At 48.8% G+C, this 19781-nt stretch carries 21 protein-coding genes; 8 read left to right on the forward strand and 13 right to left on the reverse strand.

All coding sequences use genetic code 11. The features are described 5' to 3' along the window. Positions 1 to 48: 48 nt before the first annotated feature. Complete coding sequence (locus JUF13_RS06415; RefSeq protein WP_373300818.1) at positions 49 to 702, reverse strand: sugar O-acetyltransferase; 654 nt, start codon at positions 700 to 702, stop codon at positions 49 to 51. 89 nt (positions 703 to 791) lie between these two features. Further along, complete coding sequence (locus JUF13_RS06420; RefSeq protein ID WP_203638592.1) at positions 792 to 1529, reverse strand: SDR family oxidoreductase; 738 nt, start codon at positions 1527 to 1529, stop codon at positions 792 to 794. Positions 1530 to 1631: 102 nt separating this feature from the next. Between JUF13_RS06420 and JUF13_RS06425 the strand changes: the two genes are divergently transcribed. Continuing rightward, positions 1632 to 2108, forward strand: coding sequence for a MerR family transcriptional regulator (locus tag JUF13_RS06425; protein ID WP_203638596.1), 477 nt, complete (start codon positions 1632 to 1634; stop codon positions 2106 to 2108). A 40-nt stretch (positions 2109 to 2148) separates the two neighbouring features. On the opposite strand, the gene JUF13_RS06430 is transcribed toward JUF13_RS06425, so the two are convergent. Continuing rightward, positions 2149 to 2832 (reverse strand): type 1 glutamine amidotransferase domain-containing protein, encoded by a 684-nt coding sequence (locus JUF13_RS06430; RefSeq protein ID WP_203638675.1) that lies wholly within the window; start codon positions 2830 to 2832, stop codon positions 2149 to 2151. Further along, entirely contained in the window at positions 2829 to 3167 is a 339-nt protein-coding gene (locus tag JUF13_RS06435) for an ArsR/SmtB family transcription factor (protein WP_203638601.1), read from the reverse strand. The genes JUF13_RS06430 and JUF13_RS06435 overlap by 4 nt, the downstream gene beginning before the upstream one ends. 164 nt (positions 3168 to 3331) lie before the next feature. Between JUF13_RS06435 and JUF13_RS06440 the strand changes: the two genes are divergently transcribed. From JUF13_RS06440 to JUF13_RS06450, 3 genes are all read left to right on the forward strand, one after another. Further along, on the forward strand, positions 3332 to 4342 hold the full coding sequence (locus JUF13_RS06440) for an NADP-dependent oxidoreductase (protein WP_203638605.1): 1011 nt from the start codon (positions 3332 to 3334) through the stop codon (positions 4340 to 4342). A gap of 209 nt (positions 4343 to 4551) precedes the next feature. Further along, the gene (locus JUF13_RS06445; RefSeq protein ID WP_203638610.1) at positions 4552 to 4752 is read left to right on the forward strand and encodes a hypothetical protein; all 201 of its coding nucleotides are present in this window, start codon (positions 4552 to 4554) and stop codon (positions 4750 to 4752) included. Between the two features lie 170 nt (positions 4753 to 4922). Continuing rightward, positions 4923 to 6110 (forward strand): hypothetical protein, encoded by a 1188-nt coding sequence (locus JUF13_RS06450; protein WP_203638611.1) that lies wholly within the window; start codon positions 4923 to 4925, stop codon positions 6108 to 6110. 67 nt (positions 6111 to 6177) lie between these two features. Here JUF13_RS06450 and JUF13_RS06455 read toward each other — a convergent pair whose 3' ends face one another. The 3 genes from JUF13_RS06455 to JUF13_RS06465 form a co-directional block, all read right to left on the reverse strand. Beyond that, entirely contained in the window at positions 6178 to 6651 is a 474-nt protein-coding gene (locus tag JUF13_RS06455) for a GNAT family N-acetyltransferase (protein ID WP_203638614.1), read from the reverse strand. A 160-nt stretch (positions 6652 to 6811) separates the two neighbouring features. Continuing rightward, the gene (locus JUF13_RS06460) at positions 6812 to 7294 is read right to left on the reverse strand and encodes a hypothetical protein (RefSeq protein ID WP_203638618.1); all 483 of its coding nucleotides are present in this window, start codon (positions 7292 to 7294) and stop codon (positions 6812 to 6814) included. Between the two features lie 36 nt (positions 7295 to 7330). After that, positions 7331 to 7816, reverse strand: coding sequence for a hypothetical protein (locus JUF13_RS06465; RefSeq protein WP_203638620.1), 486 nt, complete (start codon positions 7814 to 7816; stop codon positions 7331 to 7333). A 622-nt stretch (positions 7817 to 8438) separates the two neighbouring features. Here JUF13_RS06465 and JUF13_RS06470 point away from each other — a divergent pair. Beyond that, positions 8439 to 9290 carry a hypothetical protein gene (locus tag JUF13_RS06470; RefSeq protein WP_203638622.1) on the forward strand — a complete coding sequence of 284 codons (852 nt, stop codon included), beginning with the start codon at positions 8439 to 8441 and terminating at the stop codon, positions 9288 to 9290. A 446-nt stretch (positions 9291 to 9736) separates the two neighbouring features. Beyond that, positions 9737 to 10906, forward strand: coding sequence for a DUF2075 domain-containing protein (locus JUF13_RS06475; protein WP_203638624.1), 1170 nt, complete (start codon positions 9737 to 9739; stop codon positions 10904 to 10906). Between the two features lie 82 nt (positions 10907 to 10988). On the opposite strand, the gene JUF13_RS06480 is transcribed toward JUF13_RS06475, so the two are convergent. Beyond that, a complete protein-coding gene (locus JUF13_RS06480) occupies positions 10989 to 11153 on the reverse strand; it encodes a hypothetical protein (RefSeq protein WP_203638626.1) in 165 nt (54 codons plus the stop codon). Positions 11154 to 11315: 162 nt separating this feature from the next. On the opposite strand from JUF13_RS06480, the gene JUF13_RS06485 reads away from it, so the two are divergent. Beyond that, positions 11316 to 11744, forward strand: coding sequence for a nuclear transport factor 2 family protein (locus tag JUF13_RS06485; RefSeq protein WP_203638628.1), 429 nt, complete (start codon positions 11316 to 11318; stop codon positions 11742 to 11744). 46 nt (positions 11745 to 11790) lie between these two features. Here the strand turns inward: JUF13_RS06485 and JUF13_RS06490 are convergent, their stop codons facing one another. Next, entirely contained in the window at positions 11791 to 13110 is a 1320-nt protein-coding gene (locus tag JUF13_RS06490; RefSeq protein ID WP_203638630.1) for a replication-associated recombination protein A, read from the reverse strand. Positions 13111 to 13366: 256 nt separating this feature from the next. Between JUF13_RS06490 and JUF13_RS06495 the strand changes: the two genes are divergently transcribed. Next, positions 13367 to 13924 (forward strand): hypothetical protein, encoded by a 558-nt coding sequence (locus JUF13_RS06495; protein ID WP_203638632.1) that lies wholly within the window; start codon positions 13367 to 13369, stop codon positions 13922 to 13924. Between the two features lie 85 nt (positions 13925 to 14009). On the opposite strand, the gene JUF13_RS06500 is transcribed toward JUF13_RS06495, so the two are convergent. Genes JUF13_RS06500 through JUF13_RS06515 form a run of 4 tightly spaced genes read right to left on the reverse strand, consistent with a single transcriptional unit; the run spans position 14010 to position 19608 of the window. Then, positions 14010 to 14702, reverse strand: a complete 693-nt coding sequence (locus tag JUF13_RS06500) for a class A sortase (protein ID WP_203638634.1) — start codon at positions 14700 to 14702, stop codon at positions 14010 to 14012. Continuing rightward, the gene (locus tag JUF13_RS06505; RefSeq protein WP_203638636.1) at positions 14703 to 15485 is read right to left on the reverse strand and encodes a class C sortase; all 783 of its coding nucleotides are present in this window, start codon (positions 15483 to 15485) and stop codon (positions 14703 to 14705) included. A gap of 44 nt (positions 15486 to 15529) precedes the next feature. Then, a complete protein-coding gene (locus JUF13_RS06510) occupies positions 15530 to 16966 on the reverse strand; it encodes a pilin N-terminal domain-containing protein (protein WP_203638638.1) in 1437 nt (478 codons plus the stop codon). Between the two features lie 8 nt (positions 16967 to 16974). Beyond that, entirely contained in the window at positions 16975 to 19608 is a 2634-nt protein-coding gene (locus JUF13_RS06515; protein WP_203638640.1) for a SpaA isopeptide-forming pilin-related protein, read from the reverse strand. Positions 19609 to 19781 lie beyond the last annotated feature (173 nt).

Genomic DNA, 19781 nt, shown 5'->3' on the forward strand with positions numbered 1-19781 from the left:
TCATTCAAAAACGCCAGCTCCGGCACACGCCTGAAGCTGACGTCATTTCTATTTTTCAAATAGGTTTGGATCAATTCGGCGGTCCTTAAAGTAAAACTCGCGGTCATGCGCATTGACTGGCCGGAGCACGTGGCACGGGTTGCCCACTGCTACCACGTTGTCCGGTAGGTCCTTGGTGACGATGCTCCCCGCCCCCACGACGACGTTATCGCCAATCGTGATGCCTGGAAGCACAATAACCCCAGCGCCCAGCCAACAGTTGCGGCCAATGTGAATCGGCATGTTGTACTGATAGTTATGGGAACGCAGCTCGGCGTTGATGGGATGGCCGGCCGTGGCCAGCGTCACGTTGGGCCCAATCATGGTATGGTCGCCGACGTAAATGTGGGTGTCATCGACCATGGTCAGGTTGAAATTGGCGTAGACGTTGGTGCCAAAATGAACGTGATGCCCACCAAAGTTAGCGTGAAATGGCGGTTCCACGTAGCAGTTTTCCCCCAGGTCGGCAAATAACTCATGGAGAATCTGTTGCTGCTTCGCTGGCTCGCTCGGCCGGGTATGGTTGTAGTCGTAGAGCCGGTCGAGGTAGCGCTTCTGCTCCACTTCAATGGCGGGGTCGTCCGGCAAGTACAGGTCGCCGGTATGCATCTTGTCACGGTTAGTCATCAGGGTCATCCTTTCAGATTTTGATACCGTTATCATACCATATCTCCTGTTGTCAAAAAACGCCCGGTCACAGACGAAATCCGTGTGGTCGGGCGCTCATTAATTCTAGTGTTTCACGTGGAACATTAGCTATCTTGGCGGGTCGCTGCCAAATCAATCTCGCGAATGTTAACCTCTTGCGGCATGTCGTAGATGAACTTCACGGTCTGCGCCACGTATTTGGCATCCAACGTCAAACCACCCATGGTCTGCTTCCAGGCTTCATAATCCTTTAATGCCGCGGCATCGGTCACGTGGGTCAACAGCTCCGTTTCTCCCGCTCCTGGAGCTACCAATGAGATCCGGACGTTATCGCCGGCGACCTCCTGGCGAATCGTTTCGGACAGGCCGTGGACACCGAACTTACTAGCAACGTAGGCCGCATGATTGGCAAACGCCTTGAAACCAGCGATTGAAGACATGTTGATGATGGTCCCGTGCTGGCGGTCAATCATGCCGGGCAAGACAATTTGGGTACCGTTGAGCACACCCATCACGTTGGTGTCGAGCATCGTTTGCCATTCCTTGGGGTCCTGCCGCGTGACGTTTCCCAGCAGCATCACGCCAGCGTTGTTGATCAACAGGTCGGTTGGACCATACTGAGCTTCGGCAGTGTGAATGGCCTCGGCCAAAGCGGCCTGGTCCGTCACATCGACAGCAGCGGTCAGGACGTTGGTGAAGTCGAGTGGGAGTGCCTGAATCTTGGCTAAACGCCGGCCCAACAGCAATAATGGGTAACCCGCCGCGTTGAATAATTTGGCATCTTCGGCCCCAAAGCCAGAACTGGCTCCGGTAATAACAACTAATGGTTTCTTTTCGGTCATGAAATGTTCCTCCTAAATGTTCGCTTGTTTAATCAATGGCACAAGTATAGAATCTAGAGTTAACTCTAGGTCAAGCCTAAATTTCAAAAAGAAGGTTTTTTCATGACATACTCGATTGGACAGGTCGCTGATAAGCTCGATATTAGCCCCTACACCCTGCGCTACTACGATAAGGAGGGGCTCCTGCCCTTCGTTGACCGCAACGCTGCTGGCCGGCGCCGGTTTAAAGATAACGATTTTAATTTTCTGGAGGTCATCGTCTGCCTCAAGGAAGCCGGCGTTCCCGTTAAACAGATTGGCCACTTCATTGATCTGTGCATGACCGGTGACAGCACGTTACACGACCGCTACGATTTTCTAGCGGAGCACGAAGCCCAGCTGGAAGCTAAAATGGCGCGACTCCAACACACACTCGACTTCTTGCGTTGGAAAAAGTGGTACTACAAAACGGCACTCCAGGCTGGGACCGAGAGCATTCACTACCTCCCCGGCACCAACCACGTCGACCCAGCCGTCCACGCTGAGTTCAATCGACTGGTGGCGAATGGGGCACGGCCGAAGGACCTGGGGGCACTGTAAAAAACACCCGTTACCCATTTTTTCAGGGTACCGGGTGTTTTTATTTAGCTTGTAAATTCTGCACTAACAATCGACCAACGGCCTTAGCCGAGAACGGATTTTGTCCAGTGATCAGCCGGTCATCCTGTACGGCATATTCGCGGTAGGCCCGGCGTTTCAGGAAATGTGCCCCCCGCTTCTCCGCCTCAATCTGATTAAAAAATGGCACAACGCGCTGCTTGCCAGCCAGAATTTCTTCTGCCTTGGTGAAGCCCGTCACTTGATGATCAGCAATCAGATAATTACCAGCCGCTGTCTTAATGTTCAATAGGCCAGCGATTCCGTGGCAAACGGACGTGACATAGCCCCCATTGGCGTAAATACCGGCAGCTATGTCCTGCAGCGGTTGGTTGTCGGGAAAGTCCCACATCACCCCATGACCGCCGGCATAATAAATGGCTGCATAGTCCGCCAAATCAATCTGTTCCGGTGCCAGCGACGTCGTGAGTGCTTTGCGCTGAAAGTCAGGTGTGGCGTACATTTCCATGATTTCGGCGTCGGTGTACTTCATGCTCCGCGGGTCCAACGGGACAAACCCACCACGCGGACTCACGTAGTCGACCACATAACCAGCCTGCTCCAAAATCTGAGCAAACTCGGTTGCCTCACCTAGCCACAAGCCGGTTGGATCATCCGTCTGGCCGTAGTGTAACGTATTCGTTACAACGATTAAAATTTTCTTCATAGTTGTTGATTGCATGTCATAATCTCCATCACGTGGTCCAAGAGCGTCTTCAATTGATCAATGGCAGTGGTATCGTGCGTCAGGTAGTAGAAATTTTTCGTCCCTTCACGGCGATAATCCACCAATTTTGCGTCCCGTAAAATTTTTAAATGGTGGGAAACTGCTGGCCGGGACAACCCAGTGACTCCCACTAAATCAGTAACCTGTAGACCCGGATGAACCACTTTTTCGTCCAACAAGGCAATGATAATGGTTTGCCGCTTTTGATCACCCAATGCCACAAGAAAGTCGCTAGATTGGGTAAATTCATGCTTTAATTTTATCAAACTTGACAAAGTGAATCGCCTTCTTTGGTTTACTATTTTAAACCATTAAAGCATGTATCAATCCGCTTGTCAACTGAATGTATTCACCAATTAAAAGGTTGATATTTTTAAACCAATATTCTATAATGCCTTTTATCCGTTTAAAAATATAAACCATAAAAGAGGTTATTTTCATGACAAAAACTATGCGTGCCGCTCTAATTACCCATTACCGTCAGGCTGTGCCGGTCATTCAGCGCGTCCCCATACCCACACCAAGTGCCAACGATGTCCTGGTCCAAATCAAGGCGGCTAGCATTAATCCAATCGATTTAAAAACAATGGCCGGCGGGCTCAAATTCTTGCTACCTTATCAAATGCCACTGATTATCGGCAGCGATTTTGCCGGAACCGTGGTCGCAGTCGGTACCCATGTGACTGACTTTCAAGTCGGCGATGCTGTTTACGGCCGTCCCCGCAAGCACCGCATTGGCACCTTTGCCGAATATCTAGCTGTTGACCAGGCTGATATCGCATTGAAACCCCACAACCTCAGTTTTACCGAAGCCGCAGCGATTCCCCTGGTGGGACTGACCAGCTATCAAGCACTTCACGACCTGTTGCACCTGCGACCGGGACAGCGCGTCCTGATTCAAGCCGGCGCCGGTGGCATTGGGACGGTGGCAATCCAGTTGGCCAAAACACTAGGCGCCAAGGTCACGACCACGACTAGTCAGAAAAACACGGCGTTTGTCAAATCACTGGGGGCCGACAAAATCATTGACTACCATCATGAGGACTTCGCAACGACCTTGTCAGGTTACGACGCGGTGTTCGATACGCTGGGGGGACCCAACCTGTTGCGGGCCTTCCAAATCGTGAAACCGGGCGGCCGTGTCGTCAGTATTTCAGGCCTGCCGGATGCTAAATTTGCCCGGTCGTACGGATTGCCATGGTGGAAACGCCAGCTCATCCAGTTGGCAAGTCACCGGCTAACCCAAACGGCTAAGCGTGCTCACGTCTCGTATCATTTTCTATTCATGAAACCCAGCCACGCCCAATTAACGATTCTCACGGACCTGATTGCGCAAGAACGCCTGCGCCCCATCATCGACCGAACCTTTCCGCTGACTGAACTGCCTGAAGCGTTAGCCTACTCACATCAGGGACATGCACGCGGCAAGATTGTGGTAACGATGGCTTGACGGGATTATCGTTGTTGTCGGCGCCAACCGCGCTACTTTTCAGGCGAGATTAGGGTCTTAATTTCACTAAAAAACAGATTGGTGTGTAGTACGTCACACCGCCCAAAGAATAAGGCTGTCAAAGACATAGACCTCACCACGATCTGTGTATGACCGGCAACAGCACGTCACACGACTGCTACAATTTTCTAGCGGAGCACGAGGCTCAGTTGGAAGCCAAAATGGCGCGGCCCCAACATCCCCTCGACTTTTTGCGCTGGAAAAAGTGGTACTACAAGATGGCGCTTCAGGCCGGTACCGAGAGCATTCACTACCTCCCCGGCACCAACCACGTCGACCCGGTCGTCCACGCTGCGTTCAATCGACTGGTGGCGAACGGGGCGCAGCCGAAGGACTTGGGGGCATTGTAAAAAACACCGACACCGACTGAGTTCTACATGCAAAATGTGAATCCGTTGAACGCTCACCAGCAGAGGACTATACTGAAAAGGCATTAAGAGATTACGCGGGGAAATTAACATATCTTAGCAACAATTGGCATTAGACACATATATCCAGGGAAATAGAGGGGACTAACTAAATGCATAAAAATTGGATTAAATTAACAGTCGCGGTCGCTTTACTAGCTGGCAGTTCACTAGCTTTAACGACCACTGCTGACGCAAAAGCTACTTATCAAATGACGGACACTCAGACCGTCACACCGAAACCTTATCACATTACCAACCCACAAAAGGCTTTATATTCTTGGGACAAGACCCATACCAAACGTATGGCCAATCTGGCTAGCTTGGAGTACTTGAGTTGGTTTGTCATCGAAAAAGATACAATGATACACAGTGGTAAAACCACGACTTACTTTAAAGTTGCCGATAGTTATGGCACACAATACGGCTACGTTTACGCAAAGGGACTGACGAAAGGCTTTGATCCCAAGGATGATGAGAAGCTAGCCTACAAGCCTGAAACAAAAGTAGCAGGAACTGCAAAAATCCAGCGCGTAAGTGAAGCCGCCTTTGCCAAAGCCACGCCTACCTTAACCAAGAACACGTACTATCGCACCACAAAACAGGTCAAGCTCACAGCTGGATTTACGCCTTACTTCGACGATATGGGGTCTATCAATAAAACTGTAACGCTTCCTAAAGGGACAGTCGTTGAAGCTCACCGGTTTTACAATCAATACAATAATTTAGCCATTGGTACCAACTACTTAAGCCGAAATATCTTAAGCCCAGGTTACCAACAGAATTTATGGGTATCAAGCGATGGTGCGTCAACTTCAAGCGCTGCCAAAATAAACGCCTTTACTAAGACTAAACGCCCAGCCTATCTACCAAAGAACGGTAGCCATGGTGACTTTTACTTAGGTGGTGTCACGGCACTGAAGAACAAGAATAAAGCTTTATCCAAGCAATCCGTCCAAATCACTTCGAACGGTTACGTTGAAGTTCGTAAAAACAATCCAGCTGGCAAGTCCACTGAGTATCGGGCAAAACCAACCGCTTCCGTAAAAATTCAACGGACGACAGTTAAGGGACACACGCGCTACCTCTACTTGGCTAAATCACTAAAGGGCTTTAAGACGACTAAGGTCACTTACCACGGCAAGAAGCAGTACCGGCTGTCTCTCGTTAACCAACTCAAAACGTACGCTGAGCCCAACTACAGTGAGGAGTGGGACTTAGCGCCTTCGTACTATGGCCTCATGTCACTGGGTGGTAAGACCTTCTATACCCCTTATGGCGCAACGCCTGAAGATCACTAATCGTCACTACTAAAAATAAGGAAGTCCGATGGTCATAATGTGTTATGACTCTTGGACTTCCTTATTTTTATAGTTCTTGACTCAAAACAAACTGCTCGCCGTATTGACCGTATCGTCGTCGACCTGTGTCTTCATAACCGGCTTTCTCGTAGAGTTTCTGTGCCGGTAAATTTCCATGATCCACTGACAAGGTTAAGCTGGTTGCACTCGGAAAACGTTCCCGCACAAACTGCGGTAACGCCTGTAGCATCTGACGAGCAAAGCCTTGTCCCCGGTGATTCTCTGCAATTGAAAGCGAGCGAATTAAAATCGCGGTTGTCGGATCAGCCCCGACCTCTTGGACATCCTCATTTCTAATCAGAACGAAAAAACCAACCATTTCATCATCGGCTAAAACCATCAGTGGAAACCGGTCCGGATTATCCAATGCAATCGCCAAAGCTTGTTGTGGCGTGGCCGTGAAGGTGGCATCTGCTAGCTGGTAGTTGGCGATTCGGTCGCGGTCTTCTTGATTATTTTGATAAACTTCTAATTTTAGCATGCCATTTCTCCACTCGAATGTTCCACATGAAACATTCACTCTGTTTTAGTTATCTTGATTCTAGTGAAATTAGCACCTAAAAACAAGTAAGCTATTCTCCTAAAGTACATCAAAGGCCCAATCCATCTGCGTGGATTGGGCCTTTACTTGATCAAAAATGCTATTGCTTATAGAGATAAGTCGTGTGGTTATCAACTCGCGGATACATCTCTAACGCCTTTTTTCCATTATGACGAACTAGCTTCAAGTAGAGGATAGAGGCATATGCAAGCTTACTCTTCGTCTTGACCGCCGTTGGATAAATCTCGTATCGCTTGGTCTTGTAGCGGTAGTCAATGTCACGAATTTCTTTCTTTAGAAAGTGAATGGTCTTGGACTTCCGCTTCCCTTGAAAATCCACTTTCTGTGAATACGTATGCTTTTTGAACGAGTAGCTCCAGCGCACCTTTTTATTATTCTCGCCATTGTACTCGGTATATCCCTTAGTCCGCCACGTCCCCCACAATGGCTTAGGAATGGACTTGTACGTCTTGTAGTTCTTGGCGTTATTAGTAGCGGCGCTGGCTGGTTGAGAGACTGAAGTCACAGCTCCAACTAGTCCTAGGCTTAAGACTACTGCCAGTACTAAATGCTTGATTTTCATGATTTCCCCTCCAATGGGTTACTTAATAGATAGAATCTACTTTCGGTAGAAATAAGTCATCTTGGTACCACCAATTGGGTAAAGGGCCAGAGCTCGTTTTCCATTACGACGGACTGGCTTTAGCGTTAAGTATGATGCGTAGGCCTTCTTGGCATCGGACATCTTCCCGCCTGGAAAAACGTCGTAAACCTTTCTTTGCTTCTCATACCACATACCACCAACTTGGTTCTTGGGGAAGTGAATGGTCTTAGACTTTACGCTACCACCTTTAAACTTCATGATTAGTGTATATGAGTTCTTATTAAATTTGTATGTAGCATTAGACTTGATTCCCTTACGATATTTAGTGTATCCCTTGGTTTGCCAAGTACCACGCAAAGCTTTCGGCATGGTTTTATACTTTCGAAAATTCTTATTACTAGTAGTCACGGCACGCGCTGGCTGTGCAGCTGATATAGTCGTAGCCATCCCCGCAACACCAAAACATACTGCGACAGCAGCTACAAGATGTTTAATTTTCATTGTATATCCCTCCATCTAGAAATGATTGTTACTTACCAACTCACGCCATAATTATAGCACAACGTTAACTGTCGAAATGTAAAAATATTTTCGTACTCATATTCTACAAATAGAGAAATACTTAGCTTTCTTACTTTTGAATGACACATTAATTCAAATAATTGGACTTACAATTAATCGCCCCCACATCCGTGGGGAATACTAAGGTTAGATGGACTTACACCTTTAAAAAGAAGGATCACCCCCGCATCCGCGGGGAATACGGTCAAGCTGACGCATCGCATCGACCACCTCAAGGATCACCCCCGCATCCGCGGGGAATACCCTTTCCATATTTTCGTAATTTAAATTTAGATAGGATCACCCCCGCATCCGCGGGGAATACACTAAGCAAACGCCGTCATACCGCACTTTAAAAATCACCCCAACCCGGTTTTCATTTAACTTGTGTTCCAAGCATACAGCAGCCCTCCCCCAACCACAATCAATTTCTTTGCCGCTATAGCGAAAGCCTTAACCACTTTAAGCCAACATCAATTTCTCAGTGTTTAACCTCAGATTTTTTTACCTCAACAGCGTATACTTAGAGTAGTTAAGGTGCCACTTTTAGGAGGAGCTACATATGAAACTTAAGAACATTCTAGTTACTATAGGTGCAATTGGACTCGGGTTAGCCCTAACCGGTGGCGTCACAGCAGCGGCTAGTACCAGCTACGTCAACGCCAAGTCTGGGAATTTTTTGATAGCTAAGAAAAAAATTGTTCTTGCTAAAACCAAGTACAAAAAGGCCTTCACTATTCTCAAAGGCACCATCGTTCAAATCAGCGGTGTCACCACGCTTAACGGAAAACGCATCATGGACATTCAAATGAATTCGCTCAGTTACCATTTACGAAAGAGCTATGTTGGGAAAAATGAGACCTCGACGCGAAATATCGTTATGAAAAAAACTAATTTCAAAAAAGTCTCAGTTCCCCAGTATCTCCGGTACTACAGTACACAAAAATCCTATCCAGAAAACATTGGATTAAATGCGACTCAGGATGGCAGCCTCTTTGCCGGACTGAAGTATCCAGACGCTAACGACGAAAGCACGGCTAAAGCCGCTCGCATTCACGTCAGCAGTGATGGTTATCTCGAGTACTACGCTAACACTGATGTCTTTAGCGTAGGCGTCGACCCCAAACCCACGACTTCCGTCAAAGTTACCAAAGCTGCACTCCCTTCAGGCAGTGGAAAAACCTACCTCTACACCAAGCAAGCCGTTCCTAGTGCAATTGGTAAGCGTATCAGCAAGTCTGGTAGCGCTCAGTATCTGACAGTGATTAAGCGCCAGTATACAACTTACACGACAACTTACACCACTGAGCGTAATAAGGACGTAACCAGCAGCGTCCACGTCTCTTGCGGCTATCTGGTAAACGGCACGCATTACTACATGCCGACTGCTATTTTCTTCCCTCAATCCAACTAATCTTGTTTGTAAAAGGCCAGTTCTCTGTGTGAGGACTGGCCTTTTGATTCACCCCCACATTCGCGGGGAATACAAAATTGAAGAGAACTTTGACCGCTACATCAAGGGATCACCCCCGCATCCGCGGGGAATACTGCCCACTTAGCACTGCTAAGGGCTTCATCTGAGGATCACCCCCGCATCCGCGGGGAATACACTAAACAAACGCCGTCACACCGCACTTTGAAAATCACCAAAACTCGGTTTTCATTTAACTTCTACCTAAGCATACAGCAGCCCTCCCACAACCACAATCAATTTCTTTGCCGCTATAGCGAAACGTTCTTCCAGCCCGCGATTCCTCCATTTTTGACAGCTTACCAGCAAATTTAACGGTATCCGTTCACATAACTGCTATACTAATACATGTCTTTCATAAATCCCATAACGGCATAAGGAGTTCCAGTATGAATAAAATTTTACAAGAACAGTTCTTCGTCGATGACCTTTCCGACGACCAGAAGACTGTCATCACCAATATCAACGACTACATCAAACAAGGCCTGAAGGGCGACACGGCTTCCGTTGCCGTCATCGAAGGCGCGGCTGGGACCGGGAAGTCCGTCGTTTTGATGGAATTGGTCCGTCAGTACATGACCGACCGCCACTACCGGACGTCACTGGTGGTCAACCATCCCGAGCTGTACAAGGCCTACCGGGACCTGGCCGAATCCATCCCCAACATGAAGGCTAGTGAGATTCGCCGGCCAACCTCTTTGATCAACTACGCGCAAAAGAATCACAAAAAATACGATATCATCTTCGTGGATGAAGCCCATCTGCTTTACTCCAAATCAGAACCCTACGCGCACTACCGCGGGCAAAACCAGTTAACCGACTTGATGGCTTTGGCCAAGGTCGTCGTGGTCGTTTACGATTTCGACCAAGTCTTCCAGTCCAAGATGTACTGGGACCGGCCACTGCTCGACAAGACCATTGGCAATCATCCCCACAAGCAATTTAACATGAACTTCCAATACCGGATGGTCGCCAGCGACGAACAGGTCGACTGGATGGACGATTTGACCGCTGAAAAGCCCCTGAAGCCCTTCCCCGACAACAGCGACTTCGAATTTAAAATGTTCGACACCGCGGGCGAGCTGTTTGAAAATATCAAGAAGCGCAACAAGGAAGTCGGCATGAGCCGGGTCGTTGCCACCTCTGGTTTCCCTCGAATCGACGGACGCCACAACGTGGAAATGGATTCGTTCAGCCTGCCCTGGGACGAATGGGACCCGCAACGGACCCACTGGGCCAAGCGGGAAGGCTCCATCACCCAGGTCGGCACGATTTACACGCTGCAAGGCTTCGACCTGAACTACGTCGGCATGATCATCGGCCCCTCATTCGGTTACGACAAAGCGACCGATACCATGACCATTATCCCCGAAAAATATTCTCACAAGGAAATTTTCAAGAAGCGTAAGGATATGAAATTCTCACGCGACGAATACAAGGACTTCATCGCCAACGTCCTCAACGTGTTGATGAAGCGCGGGAAGTACGGCCTGTACTTGACGGCCTACGATGACGACCTGCGCCAACGGTTGTTGGAATTGGGACAAGAAACCAAGTAATTTACAGTTGAACGAATAGCCCCGCTGCGTTTTTTCTACGCAGTGGGGCTATTTGATTACGGATTTAATTTTAAAACCAAACTCATTCATCCAAAACAACAATCACAATTTCCATCGCAATCGCAAAAACCACGATTGCCAGCAGGACCACCCCCACCAGAATAACCAGCCACCATTGCCGGTGACGCACGCCATAGACGATAGCGAGGACTAGCAGAATCAGTACAAGCACCACGACAAACACCATGGGCGACTCCCCCTTTTATTCAATCTATTATTGATTCAAATTGTACACCTATTTACCAATTATCAATCGTTAATTTTTCCAATTTCGGTTCTCCGTCCTTGACTGTAACGTTACGGCATAGTTTAGACTGAGTTTATCTTGAACAAACAAAGGAGACCGCTCATGACAAACGAAACTGATACCTTAACCGCTAAAATTATCGACCTGGAAAAGGGAGCCCTAGACAAATGGTTCAAGGGGGATACCTCTGGTTACCTCACCCTATGGTCACAGACCAACTTTTCCTACTTCGACAGCTCTAAGCCGCACCGCGTCGACACCTATGCCGAAATCAAGCAGTTTGTCCTGGCTCACGTTGAGGGCAAGCTCTTCGCTGACTCCTACGACTTCGAGAACCCCCGGGTGCAGATCAACCGCGATATGGCCGTCTTGACCTACCAGCTGTACGCCAAGACCTCGCTGAACGACATGCGCTACAACTGCATTGAAGTCTACGAACGCGAGGGTGACGACTGGAAAGTGGTCCACTCCACTTGGTCCTTCATCCGGCCAATGGACATGAACTTTGGTCAAACGAAAACTTTAGTCTAAACCATGACAAAGGGCGTTGCAGAAAATCCTGCAACGCCCTTTTCGTTTACCCATTCTGTTGATGCCAGGCTTTAATCTGCGCCAACCGGTCCTTGAACCGCTGCTCATGACCTTCACTCGTTGGCAAATAATATTCATGCCCTTCCAAGGAAGGCGGCATGGTCTTCATCGTCGTCAATTTATCCTTGGCGTAGTGCGCCAGCTCGTAACCCTTGCCATACCCTAAGTCTTTCATCAGCTTAGTTGGGGCGTTGCGAATCTGGAGCGGCACGGGATCATTGGCCGTCTGTTTCACGTCCTTGGCCGCCGCGAGCCGCGCCTTGTAAATGGCGTTGGACTTCGGCGCCAGCGACAGGTACGTCACCGCCTCCACTAGGTGAATGTCACACTCGGGCATCCCCAGAAACTGGCAGGCTTGGAACACATTGATGGCCACGTTAAGCGCATTGGTATCCGCCAACCCAACGTCCTCGCTGGCAAAGCGCACCAACCGTCGCGCAATGTACAGCGGGTCTTCGCCGCCCTCCAGCATCCGCGACAGCCAGTAAATGGCCGCATCGGTATCACTGTTACGCATCGACTTGTGGAGCGCGGAAATGATGTTGTAGTGCTCTTCGCCATTTTTATCGTAGAGCACGAACTTTTTCGTGATCAATTGACTCAGGTCGGCCATGGTAACCGTCGTCGCCTGCTCGCCCTTGTCGCCGTTTAAAATGGCCATCTCCAGGACGTTCAGCGCCATCCGGGCATCCCCGTCCGCAAAATTCGCGATGGCCTGAATCTCGTCGTCGCCAATCTTGATTTTCTGTTTACCAAAACCTTCAGGGTTGTGGAGCGCATTTTCAATCAGCGTGACGATGTCAGCTTGCTTCAACGCCTTGAGCACAAACACCTTGCAGCGTGAGAGCAAAGCCGAGTTGATTTCAAACGACGGGTTCTCCGTGGTCGCGCCAATCAGAATGATGCTCCCGCGTTCAACGTACGGCAAAAAAGCATCCTGCTGGGCCTTGTTAAACCGGTGGATTTCGTCCACGAAGACCATGGTCTGCTGGCCAATCTCGCGGTCCAGCTCGGCCTGTTTCATAATCTTTTTAATTTTACTGATGCTACTGTCGACTGCACTGAAGCTCAGGAAACTGGACTTCGTCTTGCGGGCAATGATCTCCGCCAGGGTCGTCTTCCCCACACCCGGTGGCCCCCAGAAAATCATGGACGACACTTGGTCATTTTCAATAATTTCGCGTAAAATCTTGCCCGGTCCTAGCAAATGCTGTTGCCCAACGAACTGGTCCAAGTCCTTGGGCCGCACGCGACTCGCCAACGGCGTATTCTCTGGTCGACCGGCAAATAATGATTCTTGTTTCATGGCACATCCACCCCACTTTCAAACCCAATAACCGACTCACTATCTGCCATACTAAACTATGACGTTACGTGACAGTCAATGAATTGGGTGGGGGTTTAGCTAAAAAGTTACGACGAACCATATTTCTGCAGATCCTTATTTCCATTTATTCTGTCTCAAACTTTATCTCCTAGCTCAAAGCAGACTTCCCAGCAATCCGCATTTTAAACAAGCACTTAACTTTCGTATACTAAAGCCACTAAGGAGGGGAATCATTTTGAAAAACTTACATATTAAGGTACTGCTGGTATTACTCGCCACCACCGGTCTCCTGGGGGTCACAACGACCTCGGCCAACGCAGAAACCGTTTGGACCTTTGGCACGAAACGCAGTCTGCGCACGGCACCAAAGGCTTTGCGCGGTACCTGGTACGGGTTTGAACTTTCCCAAGATAAGCACCCCAAGAAGCTAGTCGTTAACAAGAAATCCTTCACCGTGAAGACAACTAAAGGTATTCGTACCATCAAGTATGCCAAATCAATGATGTGGTCGCGTAAAGCGAAAAACCACCCTAACGTTGATTTGCGCAAACCGTTCAAAGGCTGGTACTACTTCGCCATCAATCTAAAACCTAGCTCAGATCTCAAAGCTTCACAATTCTACTGCGGGCAAGTTCTCCCAGTTACGTACAAGCATCACCCAGCTCTAGCCTATGTGCCCGTTGTCAGCGAAAACTCGTCTAAGGTCATGCTCCTAACCAAGAAGAAATATAACCATCCCGTTTACAAGAGCACTAAGCATATGACTGTCATCAATTTTTACGGTGGCAAATAAGGTTATCTTAATTACCAAAAATCCCAATACACCTCAAAAAGGCCCGGCACATGCCTGGCCTTTACTGTATCCATTTAACGATCATTCAAGCCGTTGTCGCCGCTCTCACCGACTGCAGTTTCCCCTGCACCACCAGCCGCTTGGGTTCGCCGCGTTTCGCCGAGGCACAGGTCACCAGCGTCACTAATTTCTGACCGGGGACATCGTTGATGACGCTCACCTGGTGGCGGTCGATCACCCGGACCCGAGTCACGCGGTAGTGGTAGACCTGGCGCTTATCCGTCAGATAGACGGCGTTGCCCTTGCGCACACCCTCGAGGGGCGAGAACAGGAGGCGCCGGGGCGTCATGTAGTGCCCGGCCAAGGCGTAATTCCCCTGGCCCATGCGTTGGTCGGCCTTAAGCGTTCCCGCGCCCCGGACCAGGACCGAGTTGCTGACGCCGATGCCGATTGGCAAATCCAGCCCCACCGCGGGAACCCGAACCTGGCCCACCGCACCATACGTGCTCCTGCCGGTCAGCTCACGCAAGCCGTAGCCACCTACCGTGAGGGGGTTCAGCTGTGCCGTCTTCGCATAGTTGAACGCGTCCGGTTGTTGGGTCGCTTTCTGGGTCGCGCGCTGGATGCTTGCGACCGTCATTTCTCGTTTCGCCACGTCACCCAGCTGCTCCACCGAGAAGGTCTGCGTCAGGGCCAACAACATCAGCCCGGCCCCAATCACAAACATCGCCAGCAACCAGAGGGCGCCCTTTTTGGCATGTCGTTTTCGTGTAGCCATTTAGCTTCCCTCCCTTGCTTGGCGGTAGCGGCGGTAACCCAGCCACGCGCCGCCGATGACGAGCAGCGCCGCCAGAATCAGTAGAACGATTTTGTACCAGTCCCACACCGTTTTCCCTTGCGGAATCGTCTGGGCCTCGTTCGGAATCCGCTGGCCGGTGACCAGGAGCCGATGGGTGTTGATCATGTACGGCGTGCAGGTCATCAACGTGACCTGATTCTGGTTCGCCGTCCGCAGAATCGGTTGGCGGGTGGCCGCCTTCACGGTCCGAATGGTCGCGACCTCATACGTCATCAGCCCGTAGGCATTTTTCAAATAGAACCGGTCACCGCGTTGGAGCCGGGGCAGATCTGTGAAAAGTTTCGCGCTGGTCAATCCCCGGTGCGCCGTGATCAGGCTGTGCTGATTGCGCTTGCCTTGCGGGATATCCGTGCCGTGAACCAACCCGGCATACTTCTGCAAAATGGGGTCGCTCGTGCCGGAAAACACCGGCAGTTCCACGTCAATCTTGGGAATCGCCACCAGCGCTAGGGGCGTCGTGTCAATAAAGCTGCCATTTTCATTCTTGAACGGGTCATAGGCGGTCGTCTGATTGTCCGTTGCCTGCCGCTGTAAGGCCTGTTTGAGAACTTTGCGTTGTGTCTTACTCGCCGTCCGCAACTGGCGCTTATACGCCACCAGAACCCCCTGCTGACGCCAAACGGTCACTTGGTTACGCACGGCTGGGTAGCTAATCAGGCCCAGGCCAACGCAGAATAGTAAAATCATGAGCCATTTACGCATGAGGGGGTTCCTCCCTTCTTTAATTGTCTAAGTGGTTAACTAATTTATGCTGAACGCTTTTGCCGGTAGTACAGGTAGCCAGCGCCACCCATCAGGAGGGCCCCGATGAGCAGGAAGAGCCAGATGCCCATGCCACCAGTCGTTGGCAGCGCGTAGCTTTCGTTCTTAATTTTTTGGAGCTCTGTGCTCTCGCCGATTTCAAATGGCGTGGCATCCTTTAGTAGTGCGTAGCCAGCGGGCGCTTGCGTTTCGACCAGGTTGTAAATCACTTCGCCATCTCGTTGGTCGTAGGCGTAAGGGACACCGGTGAAATTGAACTTTCCATCTTCGCCGGACGTTAACTCAGTAGCATCACCTTCGTCAGTCAACCACTTTACAAAAGTTTGACCGTCGAATTTAGCCCAGAAAGTCTTGCCCGCGTTATCAATTTTGTTGACCTTAAACTTCGCACCAGCCAAGCCATGCTTGCTGTTGGCGTCGATTTTTTGGAACTCAGCGCCACCAAGAATTAAATCGTTTTTAATACCAATTTGGTCCTTATTGATAGTGAAGTGATTTTCATTTGGGACCATCTTTACAGGGTCGATAAACCCTCTTTTATCAACTGTAAAGGTCAATGATAGGACGTCATCCTTGGTATGCGTCTGTTTATACCAGGGTTGCTTTTCGTTTGAGACCTCCGTCAGTCGATACTCCGTGCTAACATCTAATTCGCCAAAGACGATATTTCCCTTATCATCGGTTGTCAGCGGTCGTGGTTCTTTATCACTGCCTACTTCTTCTAACGTAAATTTCACGCCGCCTAATGGGACATATTCTCCACTCGTTGGATTCTCCGGGTCGAGGCCCACCTTGTGGATTGTGGGGTCGACGTCCCGGGCAACCAGGTTCTTGGGGTACAGGTGAATCGTGCTCTTGTTATTCAGCGGTAAACTGATGAGCATGGGCGCGGAGATTGCCTTCAGATTCTTAACCGGCGCCTTCGTTTCCAAAATCAGATAGAACCCCTTATTCTGGATGTCTGAGAACGTCAGGATACCGCTATTGTCACTTAAGGTTTCTGTCGCAATGCTCTGCAATTTATTTTTCTTCACGAAGGCTCGTTGTGCTTTGAGCACGGCTTCTGGTTCCGTCCGACTTTTGGTAATCTCGTTAACTAGTTTTTCCCGTGCTGCTTCAAAATCCACGTGACTTGTTTGGCCACTGACAATGTTTTGACCTTTAAGGTAGTCGGTCAAATCATAGATCTGATACGTCACCGGACCATACTGATCGGCATTATAGGCGCTAACGCCGGTCAGTGAATCCAGTTCATCCCCAGTGTTTTCAATTTCTTTTTCCGCTTCATTGTCCATCTTGTGCAATTTTATCGTAACTTTTTCCGGCGCTGCGGACTCGGCAGCGTGGGCGATTGTTTGTCCCCCCAGTGCCAAGCCACAAACGGCAAAGGCCGCGAGCGCCAGCTTTCGTAATTTTGTCATTTTCATGGTTATCCTCCTCTAGGGTGTGTGCGCCAAATGGCGAGCGCCGATAGGGTGAGCATGAGCCCAACAATGATGAACCAGATGATGCCTTGGCCTCCAGTGATGGGTAAGCTGTATTCTGGGTCGTTTTCGACTTGCTTGGATTCAATCGGCCCAGTTTGTTTATCACTTGAAATCGTAAATTCAGTAGGTTCGCCAATCGTGTAACCGTCTGGCGCCTTAGTTTCAATCAACGTGTAGGTGCCCGTCTTGAGACCTGTGATCTTAAAGTTTCCGTTGTCGTCGCCCTTCAGGACGGTTGCCTCATTTTTGTCAGCAACCTCACCCGTCCGTTTACCATTAGTATCAAACTTCAGGTAGTTACCCTCTTTATCTTGAATGATAAACTCAGCTCCGGCGAGTGATTTTTTGGTGGTGCTATCAATCTTTTCGAACTGGTAAACACCCTTGAAGTAGTGCGTAACTACTTTGTTCGTCTTCTTTTTCCATGTTAGATGTTCTTCGCCAGAATCAAATTCAATTTCAGCATCGTTTTCCAACGTCCCAACAAAGTCAGAATCAAGCTTCACCATCATTTGAATAGCAAACGAGTTACCATCAAAAATCAATTCTTCAATTTCTTCTTTAGATAACTTATAGGTGACCTTACCATCATCAATGGTAATTTCTCCTGGCTCCGCCTCAACTGGTTTGCCATTGGTATTGAAAAGTTTAATATTTGCTTCTTCAACCGTCACGCCGGCAGGCAATTGATCCCACATCGTAATCGCGTTAGGTTTAGCAATAGAGTCATTCGGAATATTGTAAGTTGGTTGATAAATCGTGTAGTACAGAAAGTCTCTGTCATCCTCATCTCTGTCGATTGTCACACCATCCCGGTCGTTGTTCTCTGGATCAATCTCTTTGTTCGAGTGAACAGTCTTGCGTGGCTCGGGCTGTTCCAGTGGCAACAGGAAGCCACTAGAGAAGGACTGCCACGTGAAGCCAAACTGACTTCTCAGCTTGAACAGCTGCGTTGTCCCAACCATTGGAAATGAAACCGCTCCGCGTTCATAATCAGCAGAGCCCAGGTAATCGCCCCAATCGGCGTCTTTGTAGTCATCGTGATCTTTCGGAAGCCCGATACCAACACCTTCGTACCAGCCATGGCCACGATATACAACCTTTGTATTGGGCGATAACTCTCCCTTTAACTTAGACCTGGTCCCGGCCCATTCATTCTTGTTATCGGTGCTACCATTTAATGAGCCAAACGTGAAATAATTTTTGTACTTGTTATTAACTGCCTTAGGAAATTCAAGTGCCCGACTCCAATCCGAGTTGGTAAACGTCATGTCGATATCGAAAGACTCAATACCGTTGTAGACCAAACCAGAATAGAAGTTGTTAGAAAAGTCGATGTAGGCTTTGCTTTCTCCCGCCGCGCCTTTAATTTTTTCATGGTAAACAATATTTGAAATTGTTACGATAACGCCCATTTGCTGATTTAGGTTTTCATCGTCAGCTTCAGTCGTGTACTTTCCAACGTTATCGTAATAAATGACAATGTTATCTTCTTTCTTTAAGGTTGGCTTACCAACCATTGCGACAGCGTAAGCTACTTCTCCTCCACCTCTTTGGAGATAAGAAGAGTGGTAACGTTTCTCAAAGAAATTGGTCTTAGCGATGCCCATGTAACCAGCGGATTCTATGTCATCCTTATCCAATTCCTTTGTCCATTCCTCGATGCCATCACTACCTGGAAGCGTGCCACCAATAATCATCTTGTCTGACCAATCTTCCATTCTGATTTGTGCTCGGCTAATTTTGATGTCCGCACCCGCTGGTGGATTCGGCGGTGCTAGCTTTTTAGTTGCCGTACGTGCCCGAACTGCTTCATCTTCCGTTGCATCTTCTTCACTGTCAGTCGTCGCTGACTTCTGTGACTGCGCATTGCCAGTGGTTTGCTGGTTTGACCGTGTATCCTTGTTAGTCTTACTGTCCTTTGACGTTGTCGCTTTCTTTGTTGATTGTTTAACTGCTTTCTTCGTCGTTTTCTTTTCCTTCTTTGTCGTCTTCGTGTCTGACGTTTTGTCTGAAGTCTTTTCGGTGTCGTCATTCGTGTCTGTTGCTAGTTTTGCGTCCGCTTCACCCGTTGTTTCTTTAGTTTCCTCGGTTGTCGTTTCAGCTTCTTTAGAAACAACCGCAATCTTTTCTAATTCATATTCTTGGTCTGGGTCAGCAACGTTTAATTTCAATTGTAAGCCTTTGCTGAGTGGTGCCGGCGTGACCTTCACCGGTACAACTAAATCTACCGTCTGATCCTGGCTTTGGTCATTCTTGAAAATCAATTGGCGCTTCTGAGCAACCATTGCCGTAACTTCCTGGTTTGAATCTACAGTGATTTCCCCAGTCATCAGTTTGGCATTATCCTGGTCGGCTAACGTCACCATCGTCTCCCCAGCGGGAAGCTTGACGGTCAGCGCCACTTGCAGGTCCTGTACCTGATGGCTAGTCAGCTTTTTAACAACTCGCCCCGTTTGGTCTTGGAGGGTTGCCTTTTCAATAATGTCGTTTCGATCCTGCGCTTGAATGCGTAGGTATGAGGTCAAACCTAGGACACATCCTAGCACTGCAATAATTGCTAATAGTTTTTTCATGAGGCGATCCTCCCTATCCCTGTGGGTTGCGAGCTGTTTTCTTTTTTCGAGTGATTTCAGAATATCAGTGATTTGTGAATAACTTATGAACACCATATGTATTTTATTATATTATTAATACCGTCGTTGTGTTACATACTAAAACTGTTGTGACAATTTTTAAACAATTTCGC

The sequence above is a fragment of the Levilactobacillus wangkuiensis genome (assembly GCF_016861605.1).
Taxonomy (GTDB): Bacteria; Bacillota; Bacilli; order Lactobacillales; family Lactobacillaceae; genus Levilactobacillus; species Levilactobacillus wangkuiensis.